This window comes from Rhodococcus sp. NPDC059968, assembly GCF_042738615.1.
Lineage (GTDB): Bacteria > Actinomycetota > Actinomycetes > Mycobacteriales > Mycobacteriaceae > Rhodococcus_F.
On sequence record NZ_JBHWUE010000169.1, the window covers coordinates 1 to 12,854 of the forward strand.

The 12,854-nt window shown below is 63.2% G+C and carries 11 protein-coding genes; all 11 read left to right on the plus strand.

Annotated features, from left to right (window positions below; translation table 11 throughout):
• On the plus strand, positions 1–1,806 hold a 1,806-nt coding region (locus ACFWAY_RS51035), incomplete at its 5' end, for an ATP-binding protein (RefSeq protein ID WP_378516149.1).
• Between the two features lie 210 nt (positions 1,807–2,016).
• A complete protein-coding gene (locus tag ACFWAY_RS51040; protein ID WP_378516150.1) occupies positions 2,017–2,313 on the plus strand; it encodes a hypothetical protein in 297 nt (98 codons plus the stop codon).
• Between the two features lie 104 nt (positions 2,314–2,417).
• Positions 2,418–3,059 (plus strand): VOC family protein, encoded by a 642-nt coding sequence (locus ACFWAY_RS51045; protein ID WP_378456059.1) that lies wholly within the window; start codon positions 2,418–2,420, stop codon positions 3,057–3,059.
• Positions 3,060–3,189: 130 nt separating this feature from the next.
• Complete coding sequence (locus tag ACFWAY_RS51050) at positions 3,190–4,380, plus strand: epoxide hydrolase family protein (protein ID WP_378516151.1); 1,191 nt, start codon at positions 3,190–3,192, stop codon at positions 4,378–4,380.
• Between the two features lie 161 nt (positions 4,381–4,541).
• Positions 4,542–5,432: an NADP-dependent oxidoreductase gene (locus ACFWAY_RS51055; RefSeq protein ID WP_378516152.1), complete on the plus strand. Its 891-nt coding sequence runs from the start codon at positions 4,542–4,544 to the stop codon at positions 5,430–5,432.
• Positions 5,433–5,746: 314 nt separating this feature from the next.
• A complete protein-coding gene (locus tag ACFWAY_RS51060) occupies positions 5,747–8,206 on the plus strand; it encodes an ATP-binding protein (RefSeq protein WP_378516153.1) in 2,460 nt (819 codons plus the stop codon).
• A 191-nt stretch (positions 8,207–8,397) separates the two neighbouring features.
• Positions 8,398–9,732, plus strand: a complete 1,335-nt coding sequence (locus tag ACFWAY_RS51065; RefSeq protein WP_378516154.1) for a flavin-containing monooxygenase — start codon at positions 8,398–8,400, stop codon at positions 9,730–9,732.
• A gap of 60 nt (positions 9,733–9,792) precedes the next feature.
• Positions 9,793–10,269, plus strand: a complete 477-nt coding sequence (locus ACFWAY_RS51070) for a VOC family protein (protein WP_378456064.1) — start codon at positions 9,793–9,795, stop codon at positions 10,267–10,269.
• Between the two features lie 120 nt (positions 10,270–10,389).
• Positions 10,390–12,006 carry a thiamine pyrophosphate-binding protein gene (locus ACFWAY_RS51075; protein WP_378516155.1) on the plus strand — a complete coding sequence of 539 codons (1,617 nt, stop codon included), beginning with the start codon at positions 10,390–10,392 and terminating at the stop codon, positions 12,004–12,006.
• 130 nt (positions 12,007–12,136) lie between these two features.
• The gene (locus tag ACFWAY_RS51080) at positions 12,137–12,559 is read left to right on the plus strand and encodes an organic hydroperoxide resistance protein (protein WP_378516157.1); all 423 of its coding nucleotides are present in this window, start codon (positions 12,137–12,139) and stop codon (positions 12,557–12,559) included.
• Positions 12,560–12,580: 21 nt separating this feature from the next.
• Positions 12,581–12,799, plus strand: coding sequence for a hypothetical protein (locus tag ACFWAY_RS51085; RefSeq protein WP_378516156.1), 219 nt, complete (start codon positions 12,581–12,583; stop codon positions 12,797–12,799).
• The last annotated feature ends 55 nt before the right edge of the window (positions 12,800–12,854 follow it).

The following is a 12,854-nucleotide window of genomic DNA, read 5'->3' on the forward strand; positions in this document are numbered from 1 at the left end:
TTTCATTCCGAGGCGGTCGATCTTTTCGAGCAACGCGCGGCATCTGTGGTCCCCGGATACACCCTCGACGACGAGAGCCGCCTGGAGGTTGCCCGTCTGTGCCGGCGGCTGGACGGCATCCCTCTGGCTATCGAACTCGCCGCGGTCCGGATCAGATCACTTCCCCTCGACCGCGTCCTGTCCCGGGAGGGCGCACTTTTCGATCTGTTGACTCGGGGAAACCGTGGCGGACCGGTGCGGCATCAAACGCTGCGTGGCGCCATCGATTGGAGCTTCAATCTGTGCTCGCCGGAGGAACAAGTCCTGTGGGCGCGGCTGTCGGTATTCGCGGGCGGCTTCGATTTCGATGCGGTCGAGAGGGTGTGCACTGATCTGGACATTGTTCCGGACGCCTTTGACGTAATCTCCAGTCTCGTTGAAAAATCGGTCATTTCCACCGTTCAGTCCGGATCCACGGTTCGATATAAATTGCTGGAGAGTATCAAGGACTACGCGGGCGAGAAGCTGACCGAGCAAGGCGACGAGGATACGTGGCACCGGAATCATCGAGACTATTTCCTGCGTTTGTCGGAACGCAGCGAGGGCCAGTCACTGGGGTCAGGGCAGCTGGAATGGAACCGTCGTCTCCGGCACGAGCGGGCGAATCTGCGGGCGGCGCTCGAGTACTGCCTGTCCACCCCTGGGGAGGCGCGAGCCGGTCTCCGGATGGCGGGTGCGCTGTGGTTCTTCTGGAACGCCAGTGGCCTGCTGCGCGACGGGCGGTACTGGCTGACCCGAGCCTTGGAGGCAGACCGGCAGCCGAGCCGCGAGAGGGCGAAAGCGCTCTGGGTGATCGGTTGGTACGCGATGGTTCAGGGCGATATCACGACCTCCAAGCGCTATTTGCTGGAATGCAGCGCCGTCGCGGAATCGATCGGTGATCGAACCGCGCAGGCGTTTGCGCTTCAGTTCCGGGGCGCGGCGGAGGAGATTGACGGAAATCTCGAAGTAGCGTTAGAGTTCCTCACTGCGGGCATGTCACATCACGCCGAGTCAGGGGAAGTCAATTCCCTGACACTCCTCGGCGGCGCGCAACTGGCCTTCGTGCACTGCCTGTCCGGAAACCTAGAACAATCACTTGCCTCGGCGGACGAAACCATCGCCCTGGGCAAGTCGCTGCGGGAGCGCTTCTCGACTTCATGGGCGCTGTGGGCGCGCGGACTTACCCTGTGGACCCAGCGCGAGTACGCACAAGCATCGGACTCGTTGAAAGAAGCGATCGAACTGAAGCAGTCACTGAGCGACTGGTTGGGCGTGAGTGCATGCACCGAGATTCTGGCGTGGATCGCGATCGAGGAAGGAAACCCCGTTCGATCCGCACGCCTGCTCGGTATCGGGCGCACACTGTGCGGCGAGATGGGGAGCTCTCCACTCTTCGGAAACGAAACGTTGGTCCGCACACGGACTCGTTACGAGAAACGCGCCCAGCAGCTGCTTGGTGACTCCGCGTTCGAGAGGGAATCTCGGGCTGGTGAAGGCCTCGAACACCTCGCGTCGATCGAATTCGCGCTGCAAAAGCGCACGTCCAAGCCGGCGGTGCCCGCCACTCCCTCAGCGAACGTGAAGCTCACCCCTCGCGAGAAGGAAGTGGGAAAGCTGGTGGCCGAGGGACTCACGAACAAGGAGATCGCGGAAAGATTGGTCATCTCGCCCCGTACCGCAGAAGGACATGTAGACCGCATCCTCACGAAGACCGGGCATCGATCCCGCGCGCAGCTTGCCGCCTGGATCGCCCGCGAAGAGAGCATCGATTCCCGAAAGCCGTAGTTCGGGCAGTGCCCCCCACTGCCTAGTGGCACCCTGCCCTGATTCCCATGGGGCGGTCCGATCTCTGATCGGTTGATGCCGCCTGCCGCAGTGCCCTTCCGAACAGACCGGTCGGCTCTCTTCCTCGGAGTACCTGCGTAGGAAATGCGGGTAGTGAAGCACGTAGATCACCGCCGTCCCACGCGCCGCGCACTTGCGAGTCTTATCGGCATGAACAGCACACACCTCCGCCGAAACAACTCACACACCAGCATCTCCTCCTGGAAGCGGTTCGTCACGGCCGCAGTCGCCACCGCCGCACTCGGCATCATCCCCGCCGGCGCCGCAGCCGCCACCCCCGCCGCCGCCCATGACATTCCCCGCGACCACGACAACACCATGCAGCAGCAGCGTCAGCACGACCGGCAACGCGATCAAAGGCAGGACCGCCGCGCCGAAACCACCTTCGGCGACCGAATCCTCGCCGGCTGGCACAGCGGCGGCGACAGCAGCAGCACCCCAATGTAGGCAGTCGCGCCGTCGATCGCCCCAGGGGAGCCGCCGAACGTCAGTACTCCCCCATCCCTCACCTCACCGTCACCACCCACCAGAGAAATCCCCCAGAAGGAGTCATGAGCATGACCGAAACCCGCACCACCGAGGCGACCACCACCGCGACGGTCACGACCGTCGACATGAAACTCGAGGTGCTCGTCCTCCCCGTCTCCGACATGGATCGCGCCACCGAGTTCTACACGAAACTCGGCTGGCGACACGACTTCACACCGCCCGGTTCCGGCGTCGTCCAGTTCACCCCGACCGGCGCCGACACCTCGATCCACTTCGGCACCGGCCTGACCACCGCCGCACCCGGCTCCGCCGCAGCCTTCCTGATCGTCTCCGACATCGGCGCCGCCCACCGACAGCTGATCGCCGCCGGAATCGATGTCAGCGACATCTTCCACTACACCGCGAACGGCCCGGTCCCCGGACCGGACCCCGACCATTCCAGCTACAACTCGTACGCCACCTTCCAGGATCCCGACGGCAACACCTGGAAGCTGCAGGAAGTCACCACCCGGCTGCCCGGTCGCATCGACTCCGCCGCAACAGTATTCAGTTCCCACCGCGACCTGATGAATGCGCTTTTCCGCGCGGCCATCGCCCACGGTGAACACGAGAAGCGCAACGGCGGACAGTACGACGAGAACTGGCCCGACTGGTACGCCGCCTACATGGTCGCCGAACAGGCCGGGACAGAGCTGCCCACCTAACGCTCCCTCAACCCCAGAGGTTGGTCTGATCTGTTCACCGCGTAGGTGAACAGATCGGATGAGCCAGAGGCACCAATCCACTCAAGAGCGATTCTCGACCACCCATCAACACAGCAAGGACCTACCCCACATGTCTGTCACATCCGAAGTTGCGATCCGGCCGTTCACATTCGAGTTCCCTGAGACCGAACTCGAGGAGCTGCGCCAGCGCATCGCGGCCACACGCTGGCCCGACAAGGAGACCGTCGCAGATCAGTCGCAGGGCGTGCCGCTCGCGACGAGCCAGGCACTCGCGCAGTACTGGGCGTCAGATTATGACTGGCGCAAGGTCGAGGCGAAGCTGAACGCTTTGCCGCAGTTCATCACAGAGATAGATGGGCTCGACATTCACTTCATTCACATTCGCTCGAAGCACGAGGACGCGTTGCCGCTCATCGTCACGCACGGGTGGCCCGGGTCGATCATCGAGCAGCTGAAGATCATCGAACCGCTGACCGATCCCACCGCTCATGGTGGTGACGCATCGGACGCTTTCCATCTGGTGATTCCGTCGGGGCCCGGCTACGGGTTCTCGGGCAAACCGACCACCACCGGCTGGGGCCTCGACCGCATCGCACGCGCCTGGATCGAGCTGATGAAGCGCCTCGGATACACGCAGTACGCGGCCCACGGCGGAGACTGGGGTGCGATCGTCACGGAACTGATGGCTCTACAGGCGCCGCCGGAACTGCTCGGCATTCACACCAACATGGCTTCCGTGGTTCCACCCGAGATCGACCAGGCGCTCCGCACCGGCAACCCACTGCCGTCCGATCTCTCCGACGACGAAAAGGCAGCCTCCGACCAGCTGGCCTTCTTCTACCAGCACATCGGATACGCCGTGGAGATGGGAACGCGCCCACAGACACTGACCGGATTGGCGGACTCGCCCGTCGGACTGGCAACGTTCATGCTCGACCACGACGCGAAGAGTTTGGAGCTGATCTCCCGGGCCTTCGCCGGACAGCCCGAGGGCCTGACGCGAGACGACGTCCTCGACAACATCACGCTGTTCTGGCTGACGAACACCGCGGTGTCCGCAGCTCGCCTCTATTGGGAACTCACGTCCCCGGCGTTCCTCGCCACCCGGGGCGTCTCCATCCCGGTTGCCGTGAGCGTCTTTCCCGACGAGCTCTATCAGGCACCGCGCAGTTGGACAGAGAAGGCGTATCCCAACCTCGTCCACTACAACAAGCTCGACAAGGGCGGGCACTTCGCGGCCTGGGAACAGCCACAGCTCCTTGCAGAAGAGATTCGCGTGGGCTTGCGGTCGCTTCGATAGCCGACTGTAGTCGGACGTGTGCACCTGCCCACGTTCTGCCGCGGGCGACCGGGTGGCTCACTGCGAGCCACCCGGTCGCCTCGGCTTCGCGGCCACGCCGTGCGCTCTCTCCGCCACAGCCCGAGATCGTCGTCGATCTCACGCACGAAAGGTATGAACCAATGTTCGCTGTTCAGTTCGATTCTCCTGGATACATCGATGTGCTCCAGGTGCGAGATATTCCAGTCCCCAGTCCGGGTGAGGGTGAAGTACTCATCGCCCTCGAAGCGTCGGCGATCAATCCCGCGGACGTGAAAATTCGTAGCGGGGTGATCACACCTCAGGGAAGTGCGCCGTTCACGCTCGGATACGACCTGGTGGGCACCGTCAAGGAGACGGGCCCGAATGCTGACCGATTTCTGCCCGGTGATCGGGTAATTGGTGCCTCGACGTCGGCCGTCACCGGAAACGGGACATGGTCGGAGTTCGTCTGCCTCCCGGAAACGTCCCTTGCCCGTGCCCCCGAAGGCGTCGACCCGGCCATCCTTGCCCAGTTACCCCTACCCGGCTTGACAGCGATGCAGGCCGTCGATGCTCTGCAGTTGACTCCGGGATCTGACGTGCTCGTCGCCGGAGCCGCCGGCGCGGTCGGACGTATCGCCCTGCAGCTCCTCCACCTCCGCGGACACCGCGCGCACGCGTTGGTTCGGCGGGCCGAGCAGGCGGAGTTGTTGCCGACCGGCGTAGCCGAGGAAGTACATGTCGGCTCACTGCCGGTCTCCCGCGTCGACGGAGTGATCGACACCGCCGGAATTGATCTGTCCGACGCGTTACGGCCCGGGGGGCACTACGTCACCGTTGTCCCGGGAAGCCCGCCCCACAGCGGGTCGAAGGAGAACCCGACGCTGGTGATCACTCACGAGTCGGGCCCGATGTTGCACACACTCGCCGAACTGCTCACCGCCGGTGAGCTCGACCTTCCCGAGTCGACGACGTTCACGTTCTCAGAGATCGAGGCTGCTCACCACGAGTACGACCGCCAGCTGGGACGCCGCATCACGCTCGTCGTCTGACCGGCACGGTAGTCGCTCACCCGGGAACCAGTACAAGACCGCACTCCCGCTCCTCCGGCCGCGCCCGGTCCCACAGACCGTGTGCGGTTGCGGGTTTCGGAAAGAATCACCGATACCGACATCGACCCGAAGGGCGTAGCGTTTGCACTTACTACGTCCCAGCGACGTCACCGAGTTGTTGGAGCAGGGCATTGCCCGCAGCCCACCGCCGTGCCGCCGCGTCCGGTTTCGGCGAATAGCTCCGGGTCTCCAAGCGTCGCCGCGTTCTCCGGGCTGACGACGTTCCAGTGCCCACCGAGATCAGTGAAGGATCCATGGACGACGAATCCAATCGAGCCGACCCCGCGGGCGGGCCGGCCGAACCCACCCCGGTGCCCCCGCCACCCACCAACACGACCACGCGATCGGGTGGCGGCTCGGGTCATTCGATACCGGTCCGGGGGCGAGGCAGAACCGGAAACCTGCCGGTGGAGCTGACCAGTTTCGTCGGCCGCCGCCACGAGATCGGCGAGGCGAAGAAGATGCTGTCCGCGTCCCGTCTGGTGACATTGACCGGGATCGGGGGCGTCGGGAAGACCCGGCTCGCGCTGCGAGTCGCCACCGACTCGCAGCGGGCGTTCACCGACGGGGTGTGGCTGGTCGAGCTGGGCGAGCTCTCCGATCCGGACCTGGTGACCGGTGTCGTCTCGGACGTCCTTGGACTGAGGAATCAATCGGCGGGAGCACCGTTGGTCCTACTGACCGACTACCTGGCCGATAAGCAACTGTTGCTGGTGCTGGATAACTGTGAGCACCTGCTCGAGGCGGTGGCAGCGCTGGCGGATACCGTGTTGCGGACCTGCCCGGGGACGCGCATCCTGGCAACGAGCCGGGAGTCGCTCAGACTCAGCGGGGAAGCGGTGTTACGAGTTCCGCCGATGCAGGCCCCCGACCCACGCCGCGCGTCCTCGCTTCGCGGGTTGCCCAGCTACGAATCGGTGGCGCTGTTCGTGCAACGGGCCGTCGCCGCCGTACCCACGTTCGAACTCACCGAGGACAACCAGGTGACGGTGGCGCACATCTGCGCTCGCCTGGACGGTTTGCCATTGCCGATCGAATTGGCCGCAGCCCGGCTGCGAGTCATGTCCGTGCAACAGCTTCTTGACCGCTTGACCGATCGATACCGACTCCTCACCGGCGGTAGCAGGGCCGCACCGGCACGGCAGAAGACGCTGCGGTGGTCGATCGACTGGAGCTACGAGCTGTGCACCCCAGAGGAGCAGCGCCTGTGGGCGCGGTTAGCGGTCTTCGCCTGCAGCTTCGAACTCGACGCCTGCGAAGCCATCTGCGGCGACGGTGATCGGGGCGGCGACCTCGTCGACGTTGTGACGTCACTGGTCGACAAATCGATCCTGATCCGGGAAGAGGCCGGTGACGTGGTCCGGTACCGGCTGCTGGATATCTTGAAGGAGTACGCCCAGGAAAAACTGCAGCCCACGGGCGAATACCCCAATCTGCGCAGACGATTTCAGGACTGGTACCAGCAGCTGATTCTGAGGGCCGCTAGCGACAGCATCAGTCCGCGCCAGCTGCACTGGCTCCACCATCTCGATCGGGAAAAGCCGAATTTTCGTGCTGCCCTTCAGTTCTGCGTATCGGAACCGGGGGAACTCGACGCCGGCCTGCGCATGGCGGTCGGGTTGTTCCCGTTCTGGTTCTTCCGCGGATACTTCCGTGAAGGCCGGCTCTGGCTGGATCGGCTCCTCGCCGCACCCGACGAATCCAGCACGGATCTGGCCAAAGCCCTGTATCTGGACAGTCTCTTCGCGGGAGTGCAGGGAGACGTGGCTGAAGGATTGAGCCTGATGTCCCACGCCGACTCCGTCGAGGGCCGACCCGGCGACACCTCGATGCCCGCGCTCCGGGGGCACGTCCGAGGATTCCTCGCTCTCTACAACAGCGACGCTGAATCGGCGGTGACACATTTCGAGGAGGCGATCGGCGCCGCAAAGGAAACTGAGGGTGCCGTCTTCTTTCACGTTGGGAGTCTGTTGGGTGAAGGGCTCTCCTACGTGTCGCTTGGCGACGCGTCGAAGGCACGCGTCTGCCACGAGGAGACGCTGGCCCTTGCCGGGACACTCGGCGACGTCGTTTACTGCGGACGGTCCGCGATGATTGGGGCCTGGGCGTGGTGGCGCGACGACGATCTCACCCGGGCGCGAGCGGTCATCGAGGAGGGAATCCGACAGTCGGCTCGTGCCGACGACTCGTTCGGCATCGGATGCAGCCTGCAGGCCCTGGCGTGGATCGAAGCCGGCCGGAATCCCGAGTGTGCCGCAGTCCTCCTCGGTGCCGCCGCCGCAATTTGGGGGGAGGTTGGCGGAACGATGGCCAGCTATCTCACCCGTCTGAGTTACCACGAAGACTGCGAGCAACAGGCTCGCCGGGCGCTCGGTGACCGACAGTTCGAGGAGAAGTTCCGGCATGGCAGCGTATTGAGCGTCGGTGATGCCGTCACATACGCCGTCGATGAAATACCCAGGCCTGCAGGGCAAGCACCAGAAGTAAGCACCCTGAGCCGACGCGAACGACAAGTTGCCGAGCTCGTCGCCGAAGGACTGACCAATAGGGCCATCGCCGCAAAGCTGTTCATCTCGCCGCGCACAGCGCAGGGCCACGTCGAACGTATCCTGTCCAAACTCGGCTACACCTCGCGAACGCAGATCGCCGCCTGGCTCATCGAACAGAGACACCAGCAGAGTCCCAACCCCGAGACACGAACTCGCCTCTCATGACCATGCGCGGCGCAATACGCCACTCAAATACGGCCAATCACTGCACGCTGCCGCCACTGATCGCACCGACGAACCACCGGGCGACCGCGACCGATCGCCCACACTGTGCGTCTCTTCTCTTGTCAGGTGGGTGGACGAGCGATACCATCACGATTACCAAAACTGGAAACAAATTTCGAAAGTAGGAAATCTTGAAGGTCCAGCGAATTGCCGTGATCGGCGCAGGTCCCGCCGGGCTCAGTGCCGCCAAACACCTCATCGGGCGGGGCTTCGACGTCACCGTCTACGAGAAGGGGTCCGAGCTCGGCGGGCTCTGGGTATACGAGAACGACAACGGGATCGGCGCCGCATACCAGTCGCTGCGGATCAACTCCGAAGCGAGGGACACCGGTTACCGCGACTTTCCGATACCCGCGGAGGCATCCCTGTTCCCCACTCACTATGAGATGAGGGCTTACTTCAACGCCTACGCTGACCACTTCGGTTTGCGTCAGCACATCGTTGTCAACACGGCGGTCGACAGCGTCGAGCCCGTAGCAGCAGCACCCGGCGCCCCGCGCTGGAAGCTGAAGCTGAGCGATGGCACGGAACCCGAATTCGACCGTGTGGTGGTAGCGAACGGACACCAGTCGATCCCGAGCCACCCCCCGTTCGCAGCCGACTTCACAGGTGAATACCTGCATTCACGTGACTACCGGGTCCCGGATCGGTTCGCCGGAAAGAAGGTTCTCGTAGTCGGGACCGGAAACAGCGGCCTGGACATCGCTGCGGATGTCTGCATTGTGACGGACCGGACGGTGCTGGCCGCCCGCTCTCCCGTTCTGATCATGCCTCGGATGATGTTCGGTGCTCCGTTGTCACGTTTTCTGGCGAAGGTGGAGCGACCCTGGCTGCCTTGGCCGCTGGCGCGCCGGGTCCGAGAACTGGTCACGCTGGTCACGCACGGGCGGATGGAGCAGTGGGGCTTCACGACACCGAAAACCCGGACGCACCCGGCCAGTCACCCCACCGTGATGTCCCATATCGCGTGGAACCGAATCGACGTTCGTCCCGGAACAAGCAGCGCCGAAGGGACTACCGTTCGATTCGACGATGGAACGGAAGAGGATTTCGACGCCGTGATCGCCGCGACCGGTTACCAGTTCGACATCCCGTTCCTCAGTAGCGAGGTGTCGCCGATCAACGGTGGACGCATCGACCTGTACCGACGGGCCGTGTCGCCAAGTTGGCCTGGCCTCTACTTCGTTGGGCTGTTCGACGTCAGCGGCGGCGCCAATATCCGGATGATCGATATCCAGAGCCGTTGGCTCGCCGCTGTCATCTCCGGAGACGTCGACCTTCCCGACGAGGCCGCGATGCGGCTGGCGATCGCTGAAGAACACCAGCAGATGGCTCGGCTGTATCCGTCGGGGCGGCGGTACGGACTCGAGTTGGACCCACGTGAGTACGGTCTCGCCGTTCGTGAAGACCTCGCGAAGGCGAAGGAGAAAGCCGCTGCATCGGCTCCGATCCCGCAAGCCGTCTGATCGGTTGTGCCTCAACCGATACGAATTAATCGCGGTGTCACCGAGAAGCTGAGGAACGAGATGAGCCACCCCGTAGTAGCCGTCAATCACGTGAGCGTGCCAGCTCGTGAACTGGGTGAATCAGTGCGCTTCTATAAAGACTTTCTCCATCTCGAGCAGGTCCCGTCCCCCACCTTCGCAGTTCCGACCGCGTGGTTCTCGGTCGGTGACAGGACCCTTCATGTATACGAGTACGGGCCGACAACGGACGCAAGCTATATTCACCACTTTGCGCTGGAGGTAAGCGATTTCATGGGCTTGTACGATCACGCGACGAACCTGGGAATCAAAGAAAGCGGATTTCTCAGCACCATATATGAGCTTCCAGATGGCGGGGTCCAGATGTATGTGCGGGATCCGGCGGACAACCTCATCGAATTGGTTTGCCGTGACCGGTCGACAGTAGACCGTGCCCGAATTCCCGAATACAAAGTACTTGCCGACACCATCTCACAAAAACCGGCGTCAGAAGGCGCGCGCATGTTCAATTACCGCTGACCGTCCGTCGTTCAATCCAATCGTGTCGAGAGTCGCGTCTCACGCCGGCGACGCCGTTGGAATCCGCCGACTGATCGGCAAGACGTGGTCTCGAGACGTTCTGAACGAAAGGGTCAACCGATGCAGGTCCACAAAGCTCTCGCCCAAGGGCTGATCGACCATGGGGTCAAGACATTGTTCGGCCTGATGGGCGACGGAAACCTCTACCTGGCGAACCACTACTCCTCGATCCCTGGAGCCACATACATCGCATCGGCGCACGAGGCCGGCGCCGTGTTGATGGCCAATGGCTACGCCAGCGTCTCAGGAGAGGTCGGCGTGGCGACCGTCACCCACGGTCCAGGATTGGCCAACGCACTTCCGCCTTTGATCGACAGCGTGCGGAGTCGCATGCCGATTGTGTTGATCTGCGGCGACACCGCAGCCGGTGACCGAACCACCCTGCAAGACATTGCACAAAGAGAATTGGTTCTTCCGACAGGGGCCGGTTTCGAACAGGTACGGCGCCCCGAGACCGCTGTTCAGAATTTGCGCGAGGCCTTGCGGCGAGCCACCGCAGAACGCAGACCAATCGTTCTCAACGTACCGGTGGACTTCATGTGGAAAGAGGTTGACTACCGACATGACCCTCTGCCGCCTGCGGACCGGAACACCACACTGGACCCTGACGCGATGGACCAAGCGGTCGGAATTGTTGCTGCTGCCGAGCGGCCGATTGTCCTGGCCGGCCGCGGAGCGGCGACGCCGAGCGCTCGGGCAGCCATCTGCCGGCTTGCCGAGCGTCTCGGCGCGCCGGTCGCAACCACCTTGCGAGGAAAGTCCCTATTTTTGGCGGACCCAGGGGCGCTGGGAGTATTCGGCACACTCTCCACCTCGGCGGCGCTGGACCAGATCGGCAAGAGCGATTGCGTCATCGCGTTCGGTGCGAGCCTGAATTCCTGGACCACGGATTCAGGGGCCCTCCTGAACGGAAAGCGAGTCGTGCATTGCGATACCGATCCACAGGCGATCAGGCGACACATCGATGTCGATGCTGCTGTGCTGGGCGACGCTGCGACGATCGCGCACGCGATCATCGGGTATCTCGATGAGGCAGAGGTCCCTGCCCGCCGGTTTCGGGAAGACTGGATCGAGAAGTCTGCTGATCTCGAGGACTACGAGATCCCACCGTCTCCCGCTTCTCTCGAGGGGAATATCCCATTCCACGAGACCGTGCGAGCAATCGACCGATTGATACCCGAGGACCGAGTGGTCGTAGTCGATGCCGGTCGCTTCATGTTTGCAGGCTATAAGCTGCTCCATGTTTCTGACCCCCATTCACTGGTGCATACCTGCAACTTCGGTGCGATCGGCCTGGGCATGGGGAACGCGATTGGAGCCGCGCTCGCCGCGCAGGGCCGGCCCGTATTCCTCGTCTGTGGAGACGGCGGCTTCATGCTCGGTGGAATCACTGAATTCGTCAGCGCCGTACAAAACGGGATCGACTTGATTGTCATGGTCCTGAACGACTCGTCGTATGGTGCCGAGCACATTCAGTTTCGTAACCGGGACATGGATCCCTCCCGGACACTGTTCCGGTGGCCGGATCTCTCGGCGCTTGCAATTGCCCTCGGGGGCGAGGGAGTAACGATGCGAGTTCCGGACGATCTCACATCGGTGGAGAAAGCTATTGTCAACCGCACACGACCGCTCCTGATCGAGGTCAAGCTCGACCCCGACGACGTGCCGACCGAGTGATCGAAGCTATGAGCCGGTCGATGCTCGACTGGTGGGCGTCACCTACCGCAGTACCTGGAGCTGTTGGTGCATGAACGTCGACGAACTCGTCGCACTGCAGCTTCAACACCCCTACAGGAGAGAAATACCGATGAAGATCGTCTACACCACCGAAGCCCTCGTGACCGGAGAAGGCCGCAACGGCCATGCCCGCACGTCCGACGGCCGGCTCGACCTGAACCTTGCGATGCCTACCGAGATGGGTGGGTCCGGCGATGGCACCAACCCCGAGCAGTTGTTCGCCGCCGGATACGCGGCGTGCTTCCACTCCGCACTCCAGCTGGTCGCCCGTGAGGCGAAGGTGAATGTCGCCGACTCGGCCGTCGGCGCCCGTGTCGGCATCGGCGCGACGGACGGCGGTGGATTCGGTCTCGCCGTCACCCTCGAGGTCTCCCTCCCCCACCTGCCGCGCGCCGAGGCGCTCGAGCTGACCGAGAAGGCGCACCAGGTGTGCCCCTACTCCAACGCCACCCGCGGCAACATCGACGTCACCCTCGCGGTCACCGAAGACTGAGAAACCCCGACGGGCGTCGGCGTGGTCGACGTCGTTGCTCCCGCATCGGCACCCGCTCCCGATGCGGCAGCAACACAGGATCACACGACGATCATCGGCGACATCGTGTTCGATCTGGTGGCACCGCTGGGACTTTCGTGGCAGGAAGTCTGGGAGCTGCTCGCCCACCATTGTCGCCGGGGATTGGTCGCAACCCTAAGCCGAAGTTGCGGCGGTTTGGCAGCAGTTTATGTGGTTTGACCAGGTGGTTTAGTGGGTGGTTGTGGTTTTGTTCTGTCGACGGTGTCCTCAGGTC

Coding starts and splice junctions, on each gene's coding strand:
- ACFWAY_RS51040 (WP_378516150.1), top strand. CDS start 2,017: ATGAACAGCACACACCTCCGCCGAAACAACTCACACACCAGCATCTCC.
- ACFWAY_RS51045 (WP_378456059.1), top strand. CDS start 2,418: ATGAGCATGACCGAAACCCGCACCACCGAGGCGACCACCACCGCGACG.
- ACFWAY_RS51050 (WP_378516151.1), top strand. CDS start 3,190: ATGTCTGTCACATCCGAAGTTGCGATCCGGCCGTTCACATTCGAGTTC.
- ACFWAY_RS51055 (WP_378516152.1), top strand. CDS start 4,542: ATGTTCGCTGTTCAGTTCGATTCTCCTGGATACATCGATGTGCTCCAG.
- ACFWAY_RS51060 (WP_378516153.1), top strand. CDS start 5,747: ATGGACGACGAATCCAATCGAGCCGACCCCGCGGGCGGGCCGGCCGAA.
- ACFWAY_RS51070 (WP_378456064.1), top strand. CDS start 9,793: ATGAGCCACCCCGTAGTAGCCGTCAATCACGTGAGCGTGCCAGCTCGT.
- ACFWAY_RS51075 (WP_378516155.1), top strand. CDS start 10,390: ATGCAGGTCCACAAAGCTCTCGCCCAAGGGCTGATCGACCATGGGGTC.
- ACFWAY_RS51080 (WP_378516157.1), top strand. CDS start 12,137: ATGAAGATCGTCTACACCACCGAAGCCCTCGTGACCGGAGAAGGCCGC.